The sequence below is a fragment of the Flavobacterium poyangense genome, assembly GCF_011751075.1.
In the GTDB taxonomy this organism is placed as follows: Bacteria; Bacteroidota; Bacteroidia; order Flavobacteriales; family Flavobacteriaceae; genus Flavobacterium; species Flavobacterium poyangense.
Genome location: NZ_JAALLN010000001.1, coordinates 448,819 through 470,784, shown reverse-complemented (window position 1 = coordinate 470,784; position 21,966 = coordinate 448,819). Strand labels below are relative to the sequence as shown.

Sequence of the window (21,966 nt, the reverse complement as noted above, 5' to 3'; positions counted from 1 at the left end):
TTCAAAAATTGGGGGATTAGCTCAGCTGGCTAGAGCGCCTGCCTTGCACGCAGGAGGTCAACGGTTCGACTCCGTTATTCTCCACGATTTTAGTCTTAAAGGCTAAAGTCATAAAGTCAAAAGTGATTCACTTTAGGACTTTAGACTTTTGACCTTCGACTAAATAAAAGTTCATTGACATATTGAGATAAGAAATAATAAAAAGTAGAAAGCGTTTTTCTTGAGCGAAAGCAAAGGAAAAACAAAAAAAAACGGATCATATTAAATTATGATTTGGTACAATAAGCAAAATAAGGGCGTATGGGGGATGCCTAGGCTCTCAGAGGCGATGAAAGGCGTGATAAGCTGCGAAAAGCTACGGGGACTGGCACACACAGATTGATCCGTAGATACCTGAATGGGGCAACCCACTATGTTGAAGACATAGTACACCGATAGGTGGGCAAACCCGCTGAACTGAAACATCTAAGTAGGCGGAGGAGAAGAAAACAAAAGTGATTCCGTAAGTAGTGGCGAGCGAACGCGGATTAGCCCAAACCAATGATGTTACGGCATTGTTGGGGTTGTAGGACCACGACATTTTATGCATGCAGAACCGGAACCAACTGGAAAGTTGGGCCATAGAGAGTGATAGCCTCGTATGGGTAATAAATGTAATAAATAGTGGTATCCTGAGTAGGGCGGGGCACGTGAAACCCTGTCTGAATTTGGCGGGACCATCCGCTAAGGCTAAATACTCCTGAGAGACCGATAGTGAACCAGTACCGTGAGGGAAAGGTGAAAAGAACCGTGAATAACGGAGTGAAATAGATCCTGAAACCATACGCTTACAAGCGGTCGGAGCCCTTTTGTGGGGTGACGGCGTGCCTTTTGCATAATGAGCCTACGAGTTAACGTTGCTGGCAAGGATAAGTGTTTAAGGCATGGATCCGTAGCGAAAGCGAGTCTGAATAGGGCGCTTTAGTCAGTAGTGTTAGACGCGAAACCGTGTGATCTACCCATGGGCAGGATGAAGCGCTGGTAACACAGTGTGGAGGTCCGAACCGGTTGACGTTGAAAAGTCTTCGGATGACCTGTGGGTAGGGGTGAAAGGCCAATCAAACTCGGAAATAGCTCGTACTCCCCGAAATGCATTTAGGTGCAGCGTTATTTTAGTTATATAGAGGTAGAGCTACTGATTGGATGCGGGGGCTTCACCGCCTACCAATTCCTGACAAACTCCGAATGCTATATAATGATTGATAACAGTGAGGGCTTGGGTGCTAAGGTCCAAGTCCGAGAGGGAAAGAACCCAGACCATCAGCTAAGGTCCCCAAATATATGCTAAGTTGAAAGAACGAGGTTTGTCTGCCCAGACAGCTAGGATGTTGGCTTGGAAGCAGCCATTCATTTAAAGAGTGCGTAACAGCTCACTAGTCGAGCGGACGAGCATGGATAATAATCGGGCATAAGCATATTACCGAAGCTATGGATTTTGTAGCAATACAAAGTGGTAGGGGAGCATTCTAACAGGGTTGAAGGTGTGTCGTAAGGCATGCTGGACTGGTTAGAAAAGAAAATGTAGGCATAAGTAACGATAATGCGGGCGAGAAACCCGCACACCGAAAAACTAAGGTTTCCACAGCTATGCTAATCAGCTGTGGGTTAGTCTGGTCCTAAGGCGAACCCGAAAGGGACAGTCGATGGCTAACGGGTTAATATTCCCGTACTACTAATTACTGTGATGGGGTGACGGAGTGATGAAAGCGCCGCGAACTGACGGAATAGTTCGTTGAAGTACCTAGCTATATTCTTTATAGGCAAATCCGTAGAGAATGGTGAAATACGATAGTACTCGGAGTCTTCGGACAAAGAGATAGTGCGCCTAAGGGCTTCCAAGAAAAACCTCTAAACTTCAGGTAATTAGTACCAGTACCGTAAACCGACACAGGTAGTTGAGGAGAGAATCCTAAGGTGCTCGAGAGATTCATGGCTAAGGAATTAGGCAAAATAGACCTGTAACTTCGGGAGAAAGGTCGCCAGCGCAAGCTGGCCGCAGTGAAGAGGTCCAGGCGACTGTTTATCAAAAACACAGGGCTCTGCAAAATCGTAAGATGACGTATAGGGCCTGACACCTGCCCGGTGCTGGAAGGTTAAGAGGAGATGTTATCTTCGGAGAAGCATTGAATTGAAGCCCCAGTAAACGGCGGCCGTAACTATAACGGTCCTAAGGTAGCGAAATTCCTTGTCGGGTAAGTTCCGACCTGCACGAATGGTGTAACGATCTGGACACTGTCTCAGCCATGAGCTCGGTGAAATTGTAGTAACGGTGAAGATGCCGTTTACCCGCAGTGGGACGAAAAGACCCTGTGCACCTTTACTATAGCTTAGTATTGACCTTGGATAAATGATGTGTAGGATAGGTTGGAGACTTTGAAGTGGCGTCGCCAGGCGTTGTGGAGTCATTGTTGAAATACAACCCTTTGTTTATCTGAGGCCTAACCCCGTGATACGGGGGACATTGCTTGGTGGGTAGTTTGACTGGGGTGGTCGCCTCCAAAAGAGTAACGGAGGCTTCTAAAGGTTCCCTCAGTACGCTTGGTAACCGTGCGTAGAGTGCAATGGCATAAGGGAGCTTGACTGAGAGACATACAGGTCGATCAGGTACGAAAGTAGAGCATAGTGATCCGGTGGTTCCGCATGGAAGGGCCATCGCTCAAAGGATAAAAGGTACGCCGGGGATAACAGGCTGATCTCCCCCAAGAGCTCATATCGACGGGGGGGTTTGGCACCTCGATGTCGGCTCGTCACATCCTGGGGCTGGAGAAGGTCCCAAGGGTTGGGCTGTTCGCCCATTAAAGTGGCACGCGAGCTGGGTTCAGAACGTCGTGAGACAGTTCGGTCTCTATCTACTGTGGGCGTTAGAAATTTGAGTGGATCTGATTCTAGTACGAGAGGACCGAATTGGACAAACCTCTAGTGTATCTGTTGTCCCGCCAGGGGCACCGCAGAGTAGCTACGTTTGGAAGGGATAAGCGCTGAAAGCATATAAGCGCGAAACCCACCACAAGATGAGATTTCTTTTAAGGATCGTGGAAGATGACCACGTTGATAGGCTATAGATGTAAAGGCAGTAATGTCATAGTCGAGTAGTACTAATAATCCGTAAGCTTATGTACACACTTTTCCTCCGGGTAAACCCGGAGGAAGAAACTTTCTCCCTTCGACTTCGCTAGAGGGCAAGTCAAGGCTTTTTATGTTCTTTATCTCAGTATGTTAAAATATTAGCTCGACGCAAGAGCAGTAATTAGTGAAAAGTAAATAGTAAATAGTCTAGAGACTAATTACTAATCACTAAGGACTAATTACTAAAAACCTTAAGGTGGTTATTGCGGCGGGGCTCACCTCTTCCCATCCCGAACAGAGAAGTTAAGCCCGCCTGCGCAGATGGTACTGCAGTTATGTGGGAGAGTATGTCGTCGCCTTTCTTTTAAAAACCCTGTTCTAACGAACGGGGTTTTTTGTTTTATAAAGTTTTTTAAATTCCGCAGAGATTCGCAAAGAAGACACAGAGGGACACAGAGTTTAATCTAAATTTTTGCGAATCTCTGTGTCTTCTTTGTGCAGCTCTGTGTAATCTTTGTTTGTTGAGATATCGAGATTCGAGCCAAGGCACAAAAAAAAACGCTCCATTATTTCTAATGAAGCATTTTTATAAGTTACTTTATAGTGCAATCTAATTTAGTGAAAGTACTTTGTAAGTTACCCTCTGTATTGTTGAGTTTTATTCTGTAAAATGCTAAAATTTATTAGCATCAACATCATTAATAAATTGTATTACTCCATTCATAAATACTTGTTGGTCATCCCACATGGCAAGGTGACTTCCGTTTGGACAGTATAAGTAACGCCCTTTTTTTACTAATTTACTTTGCTCTTCCATTACTTTTGGATCCATAGTGTCGTATTTTGCACCGATCATTAGGGTTGGAATTGTAATTTCAGGTAAACGATTTTTAATATCCCATTTTGCCAGGCGACCACTTACTCCGAATTCGCTTGGGCCTTGCATGATAGTATATATTTCTCCATTCATATGTTTGATGGTGCGGTTCAGTCCATCTGGCCATTCTTTTAGTCTGCATAAATGCTCTTTGTAAAAGTTAGGGATCAAAAGCTCCATATATCTGGGGTTACCAAAGTCTTTTTTTGCTTCTAATGCCCTTATTTCTGCTAGAACTTCAGGCTTCATTTGCTTTGCCAGAATTTCATCTGCGTATTTTCCATATTCAGGGGCGCTGGCCATCATATTTGAAACAAGCAAACCTTTTAGATTTTTCTGGTATTTTAATGCATATTCCATCGCTAAAATTCCACCCCAGGAATTTCCTAAAACATAAAAGTTAGTGTGGTCTGCATTAATGGCTTTGCGAACTTGTTCGACTTCTTCTACAAATCGTTGTGTTGTCCATAAACTACTGTCTTTGGGTTGATCGCTGTAATAAGAACCCAATTGGTCATATTCATAAAATTCGAAACCTTCACGTTGAAAAAATGTCTCAAAGCATTCCATGTACTCGTGCGTCATGGCTGGGCCTCCATGCAGTAACAATATTTTTATTTTTGGATTGGTTCCAAAGCGCTTTGTCCAGACTTTAAATTCTCCTATCGGTGTTTTAATCGGAATCATTTTTACACCTGCAGATTCTATTGGTTCGTTTTGTTTGTATGTAAAATAATTGGCAAGAACGTCTGATTTGGTTTCGTTTTTACAAGAAGTCAAAAAGAGGATCGATAGTAAAAAAAGGATTGAGCGCATATTTCTAGAGTTAAAAGGTTATGGTAGCTTTTGAATTTTCTAAAGCTAAAATACGAATTAAATTTAGATATAGTGTCTGACTTTTAAAGGATTAAGATTACTGTTCTTATGAGAATTAATCATTTTCCAATACCGGAGCGTCAGCAAAATTTGCTTTGAGTTCTTCGGGTAAATAGGGTCTGCCTCCAGTTGCAGGAATGCAAGTTCCGGTAAATACTGCGGATGCCATTATTTTTCCGTTTTTTAGGATTGATTGTTTAAAATGCAGTTTTGGTAGTCCGTTTGGGTCTGTAAAAACAGCACAGGTCACATCAAAATTATCATCTTTCTTTAGGGAGCGAATAAATTTGATACTGTATTCGGATAAAACCATAAATACACCATTTTTGGCCTGTTGTACAAAATCAAAACCTAGTACCTCTTTGATATAAGCATGGCGACATTCTTCCATATAAAAAGGATAGTATAAACCATCCATAATTCCCTGAACATCTATGTGTTCGTCTGCTGTGGTGTAATTTTTTGAATATTTCATTTCGTATTGTTTAATTTAATAGGAGAAACGTATTTCGGCGTTTGTTATTGTAGGATTGTACTTAAAATAAATAATCACTCAAAAGAGGAATTTGATTGTCAATGATACTGTTTTTTTTCAACTTATTGAAGTTTAAGATTGTTCTTATAAGTCCGCCCTATAGGGAGTTCTTTGCCATTTTTTAGCAGTACGGTACGGGAATTATAAGAGGCAATATGATCTTTTAGAATCAGATAAGATTTATGTATTCTGATGAAACCTAAGTGCTGGTGTGTTTCTTCAAATTTAGTCATTCGATCAAGCACCATGTAGCTTTTATAGCGGGATACAATTTTAATGTATTCCCCAAAACCTTCTATCCAGTGTATGTCTTTTAATTTGATTTTGAGAACAATATAATCAGATTTAAACATTATATAATCCTGAGTACTGTCTTTTGTTATTTTAAATTGATAATATTCTTTGGCTTTGGTTATTGCTTTTTCAAAGCGCTCAAAACTAATAGGTTTAATAAGATAATCTATAACATCCAGTTCAAAAGCTTTGGCAGCATGTTGCTCTTCTGCAGTGATAAAAATACAGAGTGGTTTTGTTTTGATGTTTTGTAAAAGCTCGATGCCGGTTATGTTTGGCATGTTGATATCCAGTATGAGTAAGTCAATTTCATTTTCGTGTAGGAATGTAATTGATTCTTCCGGACTTGTAAAAGTGTTTATTAAATCTATGCCAGTGATAGTTGAGCAATAGGTTTTAATAAGTTCCAATGCCGGATATTCATCATCTATTGCAATGGCTTTTAATTGTTTCATATTTTAATTTTGAGAGTGGCAAAATACGTTTTATTTAGTAACTCATCAACGAGTTTGTATTGGTCAGCATATTTAGCAGTAAGAATTCTTTTTAAGGCTGCAGTTCCCATTCCTTTATAACCTTGATTATTTCCGTTGTGATCGCCTTCTGAAATAGAATTAGTGACTTTGAAAATTATTTCATCCTCTGTTTTATCAAATTGTACTTTTATGTAAGCATCTTTCTCGGTGCCAATAGCAGAATGTTTTAAGGCATTTTCAAAAAGAGCAAAATAAACAGATGGCGGAATTTCTAATTGCTCCTGAATTTCAATGTCATTAAGCTCAAAATTGATATGAAGGGTATTGTTGTATTTGAGTTGATAAAGTCCTGCAAGCGCTTTAATCATTTCAAATTCTTTCTGAATACTAATTTCATTCTTGTCTGTTTCGTAAATAACATATTGCAAAAGTTGGCTTAATTGCAGTATAGATTCTGACGTATTACTCTGGGAATTATAACTTCCTGAATAGATATTGTTAAGCGTATTCAACAAAAAATGCGGATTGATTTTGGACTTCATTAAATTAAGATCCGTTTCATTTTTCTTAAATTCTAAATTCTTATAGTCGTATTCTATTAAAAATTTATGCTTTGAAATTCCTAAAAAAGAAGCTACAAGAATAACAATACTCTGAGAGCCATAAACACTTATTAAAAAAAGATTTTGTTTGTTATCTATACTATGATCAGGGTAAAATTCAGGTTCAATTAATAAACGAAGCAAAGAACTTGATATAAACAAAATAAGAGCATAAAGTATGTATTCGGGATATTTATTAGTTTGATAATAAGCACCTACGAGATAAGAATAACATATAACATAAAGTGCAATATTTACCACGATAGTAAAGAGTACGCTATAAATTGCGTAAGGCATATCTGTAAAATACAGTGCATTAAAAATGATTGCTATTGTATAAATGCTGAAAAAAAACAGGTGCTGAAAGAGAATCAGATTGCTCCATTGTTTGTTCATCAAACCGTTAATAATCTTTTGTTCAAAGAGAAGTCGGAAAGCAATAAGCAGAATGACAATGTTTATTAGTAAAACCATATTTTTTTATCTTAAAAATTGCTTGCTGTTTAAAAAAACACATTTAAAATTGCACATATCATTTTTTATAAGAGAGTCGATTGTGTCGTTCACTGATAATATAGGTTGTTTACTGAAAATTAAATTTTTTCCACATACGATTCCTATACTTTTATCACGAAAAAAAAATAACAATTATGAAAACTGGTATAAGAGCTGTATTAATCGTATCTATTTTATTGCTACTTTCTTTTGAAAGTAGGGCTCAGACAGATAATCATAATGCGTGGTTTCAGTATACCATGTCGGCAAAATTAAATCAAAAATACAGTTTAACCGCTTTATCGCAATATCGTTCTTACGATTTACTTCAAGATTCCCGTTTATTCCTGGTGTCAACCTATCTCGAAAGGAAACTCGAAAATGACGTATACCCGGCAGCAGGTTATATGTTTTTGGTTTTGGAACCTTACAGTAGTGACGCAAAGAAGAAAATTCGTTACGAAAACAGACCCTTTCAACAGCTATCATTTAAAAATAAAATAGGAAGAACATCAGTACTGCATCGGTTTAGGGTAGAGGAACGTTTTTTAACAAATCCGGACGATTTTGTAGTACGACTTAGGTATCTCATTTCTTTTAAAATTCCATTAAACGGGGCAGATAAAAAAGACATAGTGTATGGGATACTAAAAGAAGAGATTCGTATGAATGTGGTCAAAGACGAACAGTTTGACAGTAATAGACTTACGACCGGATTTGGTTTCAATCTGAGTAAAAAATCGGCAATAGAGGTTTCCTATATCAATCAGTTAAGTCCCGGTGAAACCAGTAATTATGTGCTTTTAGGTTTTCGAAACACTTTTGACTGGTCCGCTAAATCAGAAAATTAATAATTTTAAAACATAGTCATCATGCTTACTATCTTAGGTTTTTCAATGATAATGGTATTTATGTACCTAATCATGTCTAAAAAGCTGTTTCCTTTAACAGCTTTAATACTTATCCCTATTCTATTTGCTATTTTTGGTGGTTTCTCGGCAGATTTGGGTACAATTATGATGGATGGAGTAAAAAATATTGCACCCACAGGGATCATGTTAGTATTTGGAATTCTATTCTTTAGCATTATGATTGATGCCGGTTTGTTTGATCCGCTCGTTAATTTGATCCTTAAACTGGTAAAAGGAGATCCGGTAAAGATTGCGTTAGGAACAGCCCTGCTAACCGTATTAGTATCTCTTGATGGCGATGGTGCCACAACTTATATGATTGTTGTAGCTGCAATGCTGCCTTTGTACAAAAAAATGGGGATGAATCCGTTGGTTTTAGCCTGTATCATAATGCTCAGCGGTGGTGTAATGAATATTTTGCCTTGGGGTGGGCCTACCGCCAGAGCAATGACTACACTTAGTATGTCAGCAACTGAACTTTTTGTGCCGATGATTCCGGTTGTAGCAGGAGGTATTGTCTGGGTATTTATATGTGCAGCATGGCTTGGAATGAAAGAAAAGAAGAGAATTGCAAAACCTGATTTTATAAATCCTTATTTAGACAATCAGGAAACAGAGGCAGTGCAAAGACAGTTAAAAAAACCGGGACTTATCTGGTTTAATTTGATATTGACGCTGACACTTTTGAGCTCTATGATGCTGGATATATTGCCTCTAGCCGTATCCTTTATGATCGCTTTTTGCATTGGACTGATCATCAATTATCCAAAAATCGAAGAACAACAGAAAGTACTTCAATTACATGCCGGTAATGCCCTTTCAGTAGCGTCTATGATATTTGCTGCTGGTATATTTACAGGAATACTTTCCGGAACCGGAATGATGGATGCGATGGCCAAATCCATGATTGCTATAGTGCCGGATACCTGGGGAAGTTTGTTTCCGATGCTGACAGCAGTAACAAGCGCTCCTTTGACTTTCTTTTTAAGTAATGATGCTTATTATTTTGGGGTTTTACCACTTATTTCTGAAACAGGTCTTCATTTGGGTGCCACTAAACTGGAAATAGGAGTTGCATCGTTAATAGGACAGGGGGTGCATTTATTAAGTCCGTTAGTGCCTTCGACTTATTTATTGGTAGGTTTGGCCGGAGTTGAATTTTCAGATCACCTGAAGTTTACTTTAAAATGGGCATTGGGTTCTTCTGTTGCCATGTTGATCACAGCAATTATCATTGGACTCATTACTTTTTAAAAAAGCTTTATAAGTATCTTTGTCTACTATCAAAATACCATGCAATGAAGAATGAATATTCCGGAAATACAGCTGTATCAGGCAAATTTGTAAAGAATTTGGCCTCCTATGTATTTGTAGCATTATTACTCGGAGTTGCGGTAGGCCATTATTTTCCTGAAAAAGGAATTGAATTAGATTTTTTAGGTACCGCTTTTCTTTATGTAATAGAACCTTTTATTCAGCCAGTAATTTTTCTAACCATTATACTCGGTTTAAGTGGTGTGGGCAGTTTAAAAAAAGTTCGTAGTATAAGTATAAAAACGATTGTATATTTTTTAATGATTACAACGCTGGCTATTTTAATAGGTGTGGTAAGTGCTTGGTTTATTGAGCCCGGCAAAATTGACAAAAGTCATTTTAAAACCATTGAAGTTCCGGCAGAAACGGCGAGTTTAACATTTAATGAGCATTGGTATGATTTTTTACTCCTCAATCGTCCTTTGATTCTTTTGTTAGTAGCAATACTATTGGGCATACTGCTTAATTTTTCATCAAAGAGAGCGTTTTTAGTCACTAAGCTGCAAAGAATTACAACTTTTTTGTATCAATTGTTGCTGTATTTGTTTTATCTGGTACCTATTGCGGCTTTTGGAGGTATGGCTTATACAGTGTCCAGATTTGGAATAGATTCGCTGCTGCCTTTAGGAAAATTATTGGCTACGATTTACATCACAATGGCCTTTTTTATATTTGCCATTTTGGGATTAATTCTAAGATATTATAAAATCAGTCTTTGGAAATTTTTGCGCTATATCAAAGAAGAACTGCTGATTGTTTTTGGTACCTCTTCTTCCCGAACGGCTTTTCCTCTTATTGTTGCTAAGCTCGAAAAAGCTGGTTGCAGTAAAGCGGTTGTAGGTTTATGTATACCACTAGGCTATTCTTTTAATTTGACAGGAGCTTCTATATTTTTGCCGGTTTGCACCTTATTTACAGCACAGCTTTTTAATATTCCCTTATCGTTTGATGATATTGTGACTATTGTGCTGGTCATTATAATTACTTCAAAAGTAGCTTCCGGAGTTCCGGGTTCAGGTTTTATTGCCCTAACCATTACTTTTACCACCTTACATAAGTTTCCTGTAGAAGCACTGGCTCTTTTATTTAGCGTTGATAAATTTATGAATGAAGCCAGAACCATTACTAATTTTATTGGAAATGCCGCCGCAGCAATAGTTATTTCTAAGGTCGAGAAGGATTTTATCCCTAATCCGGAAGTAGATCTTTCGATTACCTAATAGTATTTAAAAATAAACTTAATCACTTGAATCAATTACTCATGACAGATTTATTGAACCATTTTGCAGTCCTTTGGCAGGACATTATTAACAACCCAGGCGTGTCGCTTACCATTATTGCCAATCTTGTTATCATAGAGAGTTTGCTTTCTGTAGACAATGCCGCCGTATTAGCAACAATGGTTATGGATTTACCAAAAGAGCAAAGAAACAGAGCTTTAAAATACGGAATATGGGGAGCTTATTTTTTTAGAGGTTTAGCCATGCTGTTTGCAGCCGCATTAATCAAAATCTGGTGGCTAAAACCCTTGGGTGGTTTGTATCTTTTGTATTTAGTATTTGATTGGTACAAAGCCAAGAAAAATCAGGGAAATGAGGAAGAAACGGTTGATAAAGAAAACAATTGGTTTTATAAAGCGACCGTAGGTTCATTAGGAACTTTCTGGACAACAGTAGTACTGGTTGAAATTATGGATATGGCATTTTCTATCGATAATGTTTTTGCTGCAGTTGCTTTTACACCCAATATTATTTTGGTTTGTATCGGTGTGTTTATTGGTATTTTGGCCATGCGATTTATAGCACAATGGTTTGTGCAGCTTATGGCGGCTTATCCGTTTTTAGAAACAGCTGCTTTTATTGTTATTGCCATATTAGGTCTAAAGTTGACCGTTTCCTTATATGAACATTTTTACCCAACGAGTCCGGTGAGTGTGTTTTTAGGCAGTCATGCGGCAGATATAGGAATCTCTGCATTGACCGTAGCTATATTTTTTGTACCTATTATGACGAGCATTTTTTTAAACTATCCTGCAAAAAAGACTAAAACATCAGAATAAATCCGGATTGTATTTAAAAGCATGTTTTTTATTTTAGCAAAAAATAAAAATATCGGCTTAATCTGCAGAATCAGCGTGAATAAAAAGTTTTGCACAATTTTTTTTCCACTCTTAGCGTATTCCTATGTTTACGTAGAAATTTTTTCACGCAGATTTGGCAGATTTATTCAGATTGTTTTTATCCGAGCCAAAAATAAAAATATCTGCAAAATCTGCAGAATCAGCGTGAATAAAAAACCTTGAGCCCTTTGCGTAAATTTTAGCGAGCCTTGCGGTTCAATTTTTAAAACGCAAAGTAAAGACAAAGCTTCAGAGAAATCTGAGGCTTTTTTGATTTAAGTTAAAATGTAAAAAGCAATAAGACTTTTATAAAATTTGCAATTTCTAAGAAACCAAAAAACAGTGTCTTTGATCTGAGGAATTAAAAATTCCAAATTCTGCAATATAAAAACAGGTAGAATTACGCGTAAGCATACCAATTTTACTGAGTTTATTTGTTAAAGAATTTCATTCGCAAAAAGAATAAACCCACAACAAAACCACCAGATCATGGAAAACTATTTACACGGCTTGCTCGACGAAGACAACGATCCTATTATTCAGCAATATTTAAAATACATTGACGATGGAATCCCCCGTACCAATAAACCAAAAAAAAATGTGTTAATCATTGGTGCCGGAATGGCCGGAATGGTAGCTGCAAGTCTCTTGAAACAGGCTGGTCATAAGGTTACGATAGTCGAATCAAACACCCGTGTTGGTGGCAGGATCAAGACTTTCAGGAATTCGGAGCACAAAAAATATTTTGAAGACGATACCGTTTATGGCGAAGCAGGTGCAATGCGTATCCCGACCATACATAAGATGGTGCTCAAATACATTGATAAACTTGGACTCAAAACCGAGCCTTTTTATTACCTGTCTGTCGATAAGGATCAGGCAATTGCGCATCAGGCAGATTCCGATGAACCGGATCCGAAGGTTACCAGAAATTCCCTTTTTTATGTGAATCGCAAGCGTGTTGTCCAGAATCAATATATCCCGGAAGATAGTACTACGGTTGTCGATGTAAACAAACTACTGGACTTTAATCTGGACAGTACCGAAAATATGCGTGCCGATCTGTTGATGGCCAAGCTCATTAATCCGCTTAAGACTTTTATTGCAGAAGATCCGGAGAAAAACTGGCCTTTGCTGATCGAGCGTTACGGAGAATATTCGATGCGTCGTTTCTTAAAGGAAAATTCGAAGTATTCAGAGAATGCCATTGAGATGATTGGGGTTATGCAAAATCTGGAATCCAGAATGGCCTACGATTTTATCCAGAGTTTTATTGAGCAAAATATCATCAAGGATTCTACTAAGTTTAAGGAAATTGTTGGCGGAAGCGACCTGCTGCCAAATGCATTTTTTAAAGCACATAAGCTCGAAGAAAACACCTATTTTGATTGCAGGATGACCAAAATGAAACTCGTTAATGGCAAGGTAAAGATAGATGTAGATATTGAAGTGCAGCGTGACGCTCAGTTTTATGAAGACGCAGGATTCAAAGTTTTAGATACGCCGGTCAGTGACTTGGAATTTGATGAAGTAATTGTTACCATTCCTTTTTCGGCATTAAGACATGTGTATGTAACACCACAGTTCGAGCAGCAGAAACGAAAAGCAATCCGGGAGCTGCACTACGATTCTGCTACTAAAATATTGCTGGAATTTCGTGAGAAATGGTGGCAGGAAGCACCTTATAATATTGTTGGTGGCGGCACGATTACTGATTTTTCCAACCGTTTCACCTATTATCCGAGCAATGATTTGGGAAGTAAAGGACATGGTCTTATTCTGGCCTCTTATTGTTGGTCTGACGAAGCAAGCCGCTGGGATTCTATGGACGATGACGACAGGTATTTTTATGCCCTTAAAAATCTGGCCATCATGCACTCCGATGATGAGAAGGAGCAGCAGCGTATTATTGACCTTGCCGTAGTTAGCTCGAGTATCAAGGACTATAAAAAGAAAGGCGGAAAATTGATCGGTGGTGCAACACAAAGTTGGATGCGTGACCCCTATGCTTTTGGTGAAGCGGCCATCTTTAATCCGGGGCAGTTGCACTTATTGCAGCCTCATATCATTTCAACTGAATGGGATGGAAAAGCACATTTTGCCGGAGAGCATACTTCTCTGAAACATGCTTGGATTGAAGGCGCTATCGAGTCCGGAATCCGCACCGCACTTGAAGTCAATGAAAATATCGGTAACCTAAATAAACCAATTTAAGATGGCACAGGAAAAAATCTCCGTTGCAAAATACCTGCAAATACGTCTGGAACAATTAGGACTCACGCATTTATTTGGAATTGCAGGCAATTACACTGCGCCGTTTTTAAATACGATTCATGAAGACAAAAATTCAAAAATTAAAATCGTTAACGACACGAATGAAATAAATGCCGGGCATTGTACAGATGCCTACGCACGCCAAAACGGTTTCGCTGCGGTAGCAGTAACGTATGGAGTAGGGGCATTTACGCTGCTCAATTCGGTTGCAGGTTCTTATGTAGAGCACTGTCCTGTGCTTGTCATTAATGGAGCTCCGACCAACAAAGACCAGCAGCGAAGCCTCGTTCAGGGCATGCTGGCATCCCATATGACAGGGGATATGTACAGTAACATCAATGTGTTCCGAAACGTGACCGTTGCGGCAGAACAAATCACAGGTTCCTCAGATGCCCCTTATAAAATTGATGCCGTGCTGAATGCCTGTCTTTTATATGGAAGACCGGTTTATCTTGAGGTTTTTGAAGATGCATGGCGAATGGAATGCAATCCGCCTGTTGCTCCATTGGCAGAAAGAGAGATTTCTAAATGTCAGGGAAGTGCCCGCAAGGCCGCTAAAAAAGTAGCTGATATGGCACGAGGAAAAGAAATTATTTTCTGGGGTGGCATTGAAATTCAGCGTCACGGTGTTCAAAAGGAATTCCTTGATTTGATCGAAAGTACCGATACCGAATTTGTGACCTCCATACTCGGGAAATCCATCGTATCCGAAAACCATCCTAAGTTCAAAGGTGTTTTTAATGGCAAGGCGTCGCCAAAAGATGTCAAGGAGCAATTCGAAAAAGCCCAGCTAAAAATTGGCCTCGGCGTATGGACGACCGGCAAAAACCTGGGTGGTTTTGATGTTTGGAAAGAAGATACCGTACTCGCCAATCATAGTGGAGTAAGAATCGGTGCTTCTTATGTGGCCAATGTATCGCTAAGGGATTTTATAATATTCCTGAAAGAAGAACTGACCACAGTTAACTTTAGTGCCTACGAAATGTATGATGAAAAAATACTGCCTGAATCCTTTTTTCTAGCCGATGACAGCCTAACGGAAAAAGTGAAACCAGAACTTACTTATGATACCTTTTTCAAGAGAATTGATGATTTTATAGACGAGCGCCATGTAGTGGTTGCCGATGCGGGTTTCCCTTTATTGGGTGCTCAGGGCATTCGTATCGCAGAACCCAACGGATTCATAGCGCAAGCTTCATGGCTTTCAATAGGATATTCTGTTCCTGCCGCAACCGGAATAAAATGTGCCAGACCGGATAAAAGACCTGTAGTATTTGTTGGAGACGGTGCTTTTCAGGAAACCTGTCAGGCGATATCGACACAGAATAAACTGAAACACGACACCATTGTTTTTGTTTTGGATAATGGTATTTATGGTATCGAACAAATGCTTGTGAATCCGAATCCGTTTCGTGGTGCAGACAAGGTAGAATATAAAGTTCCCGATTTAAACCACGTGTATGATTACAACGAAATGCACCGTTGGAAATATGCCAAACTCGTTGATGTATTTGGAGGCAAAGGTTTTGAAGTCAGCACTCTTGACGAACTCGACGAGGTTTTGAAACAGCTTGAAAGCATTACCGAAAATACCATTGTACATGTAAACATTCCGAAAACCTCTATTCCGGAAGCAATTGCTTATAAAACAGAAGAGCCTGGAGAGGATGAATTTCTATATAAAGACTGGAGTTTGTGTTAGGTTTTAAAATGGGGTGATTTTTAAAATACTTCGTGAGGATAAGCAAAAAAAGAGCCGTTTCAGTTTTAATTTCTGAGGCGGCTTTTTTAATGAAACTATGTCTACTCAGGCATATTCAGAGTAAGAGAAAGTCAATGAAAACTTAAGTTCTACTCTTATTTCTGAATTTGCTTGTATAATTTGCCAGACAGCTGCTTTGCAGAAATGCGGCATAAAGCAGGAATGACCACTGGCATGCAAATAATTTGCCGTTCAATCATGCTGTAGGGGCAAGATTTTAGATTTTAGACGAATCGGAATAGCGAGGAAGGAAGAAAAGTAATATTATTTTGTAAGAAAAAGCTTTTTTAAATTTGAATTTATAGATAAATATGTTAAATTTGAGTTCAAAATTAACATGTTTTGCGGTTATGAAGATAGAAAGCCCTCCAAACATAACGGATTTTATTACAACAACATTAATAGACGACTACGTTAAGCGCAAGTATGAAACGACTCTGCGAAGTACTGACGACCGCTATTTTTATTGGGATGAATTAAAGTACAGAAAAAATCTTCCTTTCCCGGACGATCTGGAAAAATCATGGGCTTTAATAAAACTCCATAGACAGGGAAGTTATAAAAAATTGAAGTTTGGCGGGAAGGAATTCAATTATAATGTAACTGAAAATATCCAGAAAAACCTGCATGAGTTTGATTTAAAACTGATTGGCGGTCTGTACAAATCGCCGATAACCCAGTCTGATAAGTTAGAATATCTGAAAAGTTCTGTGCTTGAGGAGGCGATTGCAAGTTCTCAGGTTGAAGGGGCTGCGACTACCACAAAAGTGGCCATCGAAATGCTGAAATCGGATCGAAAGCCGAGAACCGAATCTGAGCAGATGATCGTGAATAATTTTCGCGCTATAAAATTTATTACCGGAGAACTGGATAAAAAGCTGGACTTCGAATTTATAGTAGAGATTCATAAAATTATGACAGCCAATACCGGTGCTGAGTATTGTTCGGGATCATTTCGCAAAAAGACGATCTATGTTCAGGATCATGTTGATGGGGAAGTTGCGCATGTCCCACCAGATGCCAGCGACGTAGAGCAGTATATGCAGGATTTATGCGATTTTGCAAATTCGGAAAAACCTTTCATCCATCCGATAATAAAGGCATCGATCATCCATTTTATGTTTGGGTATATTCATCCCTTCCTTGATGGGAACGGGAGAACGGCACGTGCCTTATTTTATTGGTTTCTGCTGAAGAAAGAATACTCCCTGATAAAGAATATTTCTATATCCAGAGCCATCCTCAATTCAAGAATCCAATATGATAAGGCTTTCTTAAAAACAGAGAATGACGAGAATGATCTGACCTACTTTATCAATTATTCTATTAAAAGTCTGAGGGTCGCATTCGAAAGTCTGATAAATTACAGAGATAAGAAGAAGACAGAGGCAGAAAACAGCCATTTGATTGCCTATAAACTTCTCAACAAAGGACTCAACAGGCGCCAGGCAGAGCTTGTATCTCATTTGTATTCTAAAGAAAATGCATTTGTAAATATTTCATCCTATTCGAAGAAAAATGGTGTGGTAAGACAGACCGCTCGAAAAGATTTAAACGAGCTTATACACATTGGGCTGATCGGTGAAGAGAAATTGGGAAGAGATATAGTGGTGAGAATACTTTCTAAAGTAGCAGTGGATCAATTTTTAAATCGTTAGTTTTTGTTTTTAAATAGTGATGTTTCTAAAGTGTTTCGATAGGTGCTTAAGATCAGGATGATTTTTAAAACATTCTGTTAGGATAAACAAAAGAGCTGGCTAAGTAATTAAAAATGAGCTGGCTCTTTTAATGAATCTATGTTTGTTAGTTTATTACTGTTTTAGCGGTAATTTATCTTTGTTTTACTGCTGAAACTTATGTTTTTTTCTTAATCGTAAATATTTACTGCTAAAACGGTAAAATGTTGTATAAGATGTTGTTTTTGAGTAATTTACATGTGTAAATGATTGGATTTACCGTTTAAACAGTAATTATGAGCGATTTTGATTTGGGCCTGTTTATTAAAGAGCACTGGAGAGCCTCTGGCCTGACGCAGCTGCAATTAGCAGATTTAGCAGGTATTGGCAAAACAACTGTATTTGATATTGAAAAAAACAAAGAATCAGTAAGATAGGATAATCTGAAAGCGGTTCTAAATATTTTGAATATTGAGGTTCAATTTATAAGTCCATTTAAAACACGCAAGAAGAAATGGTCTTAAAATTAAAAGGCAAAAAAAATAATTTTAAAGCTAATGATTTTATTGATTATTTTGGAAAAGAAAGGTTAGGGCTGAGTGACAAAATTATCAATCAGATCTTAAAAAGGATGTTTGAAAGTGCGGTAAAATGGAATGAGTTAATTGAAATTTCTTTTTTGACTGAAGAAATGAAGGAGAAGTATTTTAAGCTTTTGCAAGAGCGATTAAGGAGGTTTTAAATTCAGTATGATCCTTTTTTGTGTATTTTGAATTTTCTTGATTGAAGATGTATCCCTTTTAATGCCAATATTACTAATGATACTTAGTTTTTAATAAGAGGTCCTGTTTAGTTGATTGGTGTCACTGTTGTGCAGACAAGATAGAATATAGTGTTACCGATTTAAACCACGTTTATTATTACAACGAAATGCACCGTTGGAAATATGCGAAACTCGTTGATGTATTTAGAGGTAAATATTTTGAAGTCAGCAGCCTAGAAGAACTTCAGGAAGTTTTGAAACAGTTTGACAGCATTACCGAAAATACCTTTGTACGTGTAAACATACCTAAGGCGTCTATTACGGAAGTAATTGCTTATAAGACAGAAGAGGCTGGAGGGGATGAATTTCTGTATAAAAACTAGAGTTTATGTTAGGTTTAAAATGAGGTGATTTTTAAAATATTCTGTTAAGATACGATAATTAAAATATTTTAATTATCGTTATTTATATCCAGGGTAATTTTACTCCTAATTTAAATACCTTGTAATATGATTTTATTTCTTGACGAAACTGTATAATATTTTCTAAAGTTAATACAGATATACCATTTTCCATATCAGGATAAATAATCAAACAATCAATATTCTTATCATCTGTAACATTTAACTGTTCTCTAACTTTCTTCAAACGAGCATAACCCGCTACCTGACGAATGTCATCATGTAAATGACCAGTTTGATAATGTAATTTGTATTTGGCATCAATTATCATATGATTATTTGATTTTGACACCAAAATATCTAAGGCATTACCATAAGTAGAAAACTGATAATGAATATTTTTTTTATCCACGGGATTGGCTTCTACCATCTTGCTATAAACATAGAGTTCGAATAGACGTGGCATATCAATCCAAAAAGGAGGGGTGGTTATTTTTAGAGCAGAAGTTTGAGTAATGTTATAAGCAAATCGTTTTAATATATAACTCCCTATTTTTAAAGCTTCTTTGTAATCTTGATAGAACGGATTGTGTTTGCGATGTTTTAATTCATATTCGTTAACATCTTCTGAAACCAATTCAAAGGCAGGACGACAATAATTAATAGAGTGTTGTAAATCCGTGAAAATATTTCCGAAAAGGACTTTATTATTTTCTACATATGCACTTACAAATTGCAAGGCTTTCTTTAAGAAACGATTTTCCACATGGTCTTCACCAAAATGTTGGTATTCGCAATAGGTATTTGTAAAGCGGTTTTTGAAAGAATTTTGTTTGATATGTTGGCTGATAAGAATTTTACCTTTGACACGATTACTTAGGTTCTTTTGTACTTTATAATAGTTTCTCTTCAGTCCTTTGCGAACAATCGCTTTTAGTGTTTGTAAAAAGCGAACTATCAAAAAAGGAGTAAGTTTATCCTTTTGTTGCTCAATTTCAATATGTTTGGCATTCCAATCAATTTTTATTAGATCTTTTAGTTCGGAATTACTCTCGGGAATATAATTTACTTGAAACAGCATTTTCAGATAGTCTAGTTCGAAGGTAGTTTCAGTATTATTCTTGAGAGATTCTTTAACTTCATTTTCTTCGAATTTGCTACCTGTTTTTAGATTAAACAACTGTGCCGAAGAACTGTTTATTTTTGGCTCTACATATAATGATCTTCCTGTTTTGCCCAACCAATCAAGTCCAATACAATAATCGGCTTGTATTTTTAAAGCTACTTCAGTTTGAGTGATTATAAAACAATGATTGGTCTTGTTGAAAAGTTTGGATTGAACGGTTTCAAGTAAAGCTAATTTTTCATGATTAATATTATCATTTATGGTTTCCTCAAGCGGAATTAAAATACTTTTATGTTCAGATAGGCGAATCCCCATTATTTTATTTTACTTAGATCTTGAATTTTTTTCTTGATTCCATCACCGATTAAAACACCGTCTTTAACATATTCTAACAATATTGGTTTGATTTCATATTCTAAACGAATATTCATTGAAACACCATCTTTTTCTTCTGATTTATCGATAAAATACGAATGACCTAGTTGTACATCTTTTTTCTCGAATTCAGGAGAAAGATTAGTATCAAACAATTTACCAACTTCTGTAAATAGTTTATCATCAAATTTTTCTAAACTTTGTGTTTCCTTTAAGTTTTCTGGCAAAACATCTACAAAAGCAAATCTTCTTCTAATGGCGTAATCAATATGTCCTACAGAACGATCTGCTGTATTCATAGTGCCGATAATATAAAGATTCGGTGGAAGTGTTAAATTTTTTCCATCTACATCATAGATTGATTCTACTTCTTCACCACGATATTCTAGAGAATAAATCAATTCTCCTAAAACCGAAGACAGATTGGCGCGATTGATTTCATCGATTATAAGAACATAATTTTTCTCTTTTACAGGTTCAACCCTTTCTGAGAATTTTTGGTTGGAAAATTGTTTGTATAATTCTATAACATTTTGATAATAAGTAGCATGCTGCCTAGTTAATGAGTTTAAATTTTCATTTTTATTAATCTCTTGACGAGATTTTAAGTCTAAATTAATAATCTTTTTAAGCTCGCTGAAATTCATATTTAGACCATTAGGATGTGTTACCCAATTATCGCCCTTGTATTTGAAACGATTACTTTCAATAGAATAAATATAGACTTTATCCGAGATCATAAATTTTTCATTCTCATCAATTTTTATAATTACTTCATTTACAAAAGAATCGAATAAACTATCGTTTGAATTATGAACAATAGTACTACTACTTTTAATATAGTTTTTAAAAGCTAGCATTGCAAATTGCCCTAACGTTTTATTTTCCGCTACATACAAAATACCTTCGCCTTCTTCATTAGGTTTTGCAATAATCCCACGTACAAAGTCTTCATAAGTGTAACTGGGATGGAATTGTATTAACTTAAATTGGTTATTGTTTTTTAAATCTTCTACATCACTCAAATGTAACATTTCAGTGGCTATTATCTTTGCTTTACGTGTTTTACCAGTTCCTGGAGGCCCTTGTAATATAATTTGTTTTTTGTATCGCAAAATATTTACTTGCTCATTTAAATCCATTCGTTTAGCTTTTTGAGAGAAAAAAGTATCTATAATTTTTAATTGCTTTTCAAAGATATGAGAAAGAATATCTATTAAGTCCTCCCAATTTGTTGGGAAATTATCATCAACTGGAATTTCCCAATGTGACTCTTTTTGTAGTGACTTACGATTTCGATTAAATGGATTATTCTCGTCTGAAAAATTAACGTCGATATCAATACCAAAATGTATTTTGGATGAAAATCCAGCAAAAACTATTTTAATAAAAATTTGATTTCCTACTTGTTTTTGATATTTTTTTGGCAGAAAACCTGTAAGGATATATTCTTTTTGGACAAAACCTTTACCCTGTCTAGCCATTTTATTTGGCTTTTCATTGTAATTATTTATTAAATCAATATTAAACAATTCTCCTAATTGCTTACCTAAATATTGCAGTTTTAAACGGGTGTCATTGTAACAACTAGCTCCTAGACTATTTGAATTATATATTTTACCTACATGATTTTTGTATTCTGCAATTTGCTTTAAATTGAAATATTCCATTTCTCCTCCTAGATTAATAACAGAATAGCCTGTTAACTTTCGAAAATCATTTCGGTTTGTTTCATTGCTATTAAAATCTTTAGAAGTTAAATCGATATCAGCAATTTTTGCAGCTTCAGTCACAATAAGTTTAAATGGATATTCTTTTTCTCCAATTGAAATGGCATATCCTTTACCTTGCCTTTTAATGGGAATTCCATTTTTACTAATTATTGAAGCAGCTTCATCAACAAGTACTTTTGTTAAGAAATTAAGCTTTTTAATCATAAAATTTAATATAATATTACATTTTTATTCTTTAAAATTAAGTACAAT

16 protein-coding genes, 1 tRNA gene and 2 rRNA genes are annotated in these 21,966 nt (G+C 36.8%); 13 read left to right on the top strand and 6 right to left on the bottom strand.

Translation table 11 applies throughout. The features are described 5' to 3' along the window. Window positions 1-10: 10 nt before the first annotated feature. The 3 genes from G3A47_RS01945 to rrf all read left to right on the top strand — a co-directional run bounded on the left by G3A47_RS01945 (window position 11) and on the right by rrf (window position 3,467). Window positions 11-84 (top strand) — tRNA-Ala (locus G3A47_RS01945). A 195-nt stretch (window positions 85-279) separates the two neighbouring features. Further along, window positions 280-3,158, top strand: a 23S ribosomal RNA gene (locus tag G3A47_RS01940). Window positions 3,159-3,357: 199 nt separating this feature from the next. Next, window positions 3,358-3,467, top strand: a 5S ribosomal RNA gene (rrf, locus tag G3A47_RS01935). Between the two features lie 311 nt (window positions 3,468-3,778). Here the strand turns inward: rrf and G3A47_RS01930 are convergent. The 4 genes from G3A47_RS01930 to G3A47_RS01915 form a co-directional block, all read right to left on the bottom strand. Beyond that, window positions 3,779-4,798 (bottom strand): proline-specific peptidase family protein, encoded by a 1,020-nt coding sequence (locus G3A47_RS01930; RefSeq protein WP_166919897.1) that lies wholly within the window; start codon window positions 4,796-4,798, stop codon window positions 3,779-3,781. Between the two features lie 115 nt (window positions 4,799-4,913). Beyond that, complete coding sequence (locus G3A47_RS01925) at window positions 4,914-5,333, bottom strand: acyl-CoA thioesterase (RefSeq protein ID WP_166919895.1); 420 nt, start codon at window positions 5,331-5,333, stop codon at window positions 4,914-4,916. A gap of 122 nt (window positions 5,334-5,455) precedes the next feature. After that, the gene (locus G3A47_RS01920; protein ID WP_166919893.1) at window positions 5,456-6,142 is read right to left on the bottom strand and encodes a LytR/AlgR family response regulator transcription factor; all 687 of its coding nucleotides are present in this window, start codon (window positions 6,140-6,142) and stop codon (window positions 5,456-5,458) included. Further along, window positions 6,139-7,239, bottom strand: a complete 1,101-nt coding sequence (locus G3A47_RS01915; RefSeq protein WP_166919891.1) for a sensor histidine kinase — start codon at window positions 7,237-7,239, stop codon at window positions 6,139-6,141. The genes G3A47_RS01920 and G3A47_RS01915 overlap by 4 nt, the downstream gene beginning before the upstream one ends. Window positions 7,240-7,415: 176 nt before the next feature. Here G3A47_RS01915 and G3A47_RS01910 point away from each other — a divergent pair, with 176 nt between their 5' ends. The 10 genes from G3A47_RS01910 (at window position 7,416) to G3A47_RS01865 (ending at window position 18,462) form a co-directional block, all read left to right on the top strand. Then, entirely contained in the window at window positions 7,416-8,111 is a 696-nt protein-coding gene (locus G3A47_RS01910; protein ID WP_166919889.1) for a DUF2490 domain-containing protein, read from the top strand. 21 nt (window positions 8,112-8,132) lie between these two features. Beyond that, a complete protein-coding gene (locus G3A47_RS01905) occupies window positions 8,133-9,425 on the top strand; it encodes a CitMHS family transporter (RefSeq protein WP_166919888.1) in 1,293 nt (430 codons plus the stop codon). Window positions 9,426-9,469: 44 nt separating this feature from the next. Further along, window positions 9,470-10,705 (top strand): cation:dicarboxylate symporter family transporter, encoded by a 1,236-nt coding sequence (locus G3A47_RS01900; protein WP_166919886.1) that lies wholly within the window; start codon window positions 9,470-9,472, stop codon window positions 10,703-10,705. Window positions 10,706-10,746: 41 nt separating this feature from the next. Then, window positions 10,747-11,544 (top strand): DUF475 domain-containing protein, encoded by a 798-nt coding sequence (locus G3A47_RS01895; RefSeq protein WP_166919884.1) that lies wholly within the window; start codon window positions 10,747-10,749, stop codon window positions 11,542-11,544. Between the two features lie 549 nt (window positions 11,545-12,093). Then, window positions 12,094-13,818 carry a flavin monoamine oxidase family protein gene (locus G3A47_RS01890; RefSeq protein ID WP_166919882.1) on the top strand — a complete coding sequence of 575 codons (1,725 nt, stop codon included), beginning with the start codon at window positions 12,094-12,096 and terminating at the stop codon, window positions 13,816-13,818. Between the two features lies 1 nt (window position 13,819). Then, entirely contained in the window at window positions 13,820-15,580 is a 1,761-nt protein-coding gene (locus tag G3A47_RS01885) for an alpha-keto acid decarboxylase family protein (RefSeq protein ID WP_166919880.1), read from the top strand. Between the two features lie 410 nt (window positions 15,581-15,990). Continuing rightward, on the top strand, window positions 15,991-17,298 hold the full coding sequence (locus tag G3A47_RS01880) for a Fic family protein (RefSeq protein WP_166919878.1): 1,308 nt from the start codon (window positions 15,991-15,993) through the stop codon (window positions 17,296-17,298). A gap of 314 nt (window positions 17,299-17,612) precedes the next feature. Further along, window positions 17,613-17,753: a helix-turn-helix domain-containing protein gene (locus G3A47_RS23640; RefSeq protein WP_208328332.1), complete on the top strand. Its 141-nt coding sequence runs from the start codon at window positions 17,613-17,615 to the stop codon at window positions 17,751-17,753. Window positions 17,754-17,830: 77 nt separating this feature from the next. Then, window positions 17,831-18,058: a hypothetical protein gene (locus G3A47_RS01870; protein WP_166919876.1), complete on the top strand. Its 228-nt coding sequence runs from the start codon at window positions 17,831-17,833 to the stop codon at window positions 18,056-18,058. Window positions 18,059-18,246: 188 nt separating this feature from the next. Further along, complete coding sequence (locus tag G3A47_RS01865; RefSeq protein ID WP_208328331.1) at window positions 18,247-18,462, top strand: hypothetical protein; 216 nt, start codon at window positions 18,247-18,249, stop codon at window positions 18,460-18,462. Between the two features lie 82 nt (window positions 18,463-18,544). On the opposite strand, the gene G3A47_RS01860 is transcribed toward G3A47_RS01865, so the two are convergent. Together G3A47_RS01860 and G3A47_RS01855 are read right to left on the bottom strand one after the other, a co-directional pair. After that, on the bottom strand, window positions 18,545-19,921 hold the full coding sequence (locus G3A47_RS01860; RefSeq protein WP_166919874.1) for a 5-methylcytosine restriction system specificity protein McrC: 1,377 nt from the start codon (window positions 19,919-19,921) through the stop codon (window positions 18,545-18,547). Continuing rightward, on the bottom strand, window positions 19,921-21,918 hold the full coding sequence (locus tag G3A47_RS01855; protein WP_243860369.1) for an McrB family protein: 1,998 nt from the start codon (window positions 21,916-21,918) through the stop codon (window positions 19,921-19,923). The genes G3A47_RS01860 and G3A47_RS01855 overlap by 1 nt, the downstream gene beginning before the upstream one ends. Window positions 21,919-21,966 lie beyond the last annotated feature (48 nt).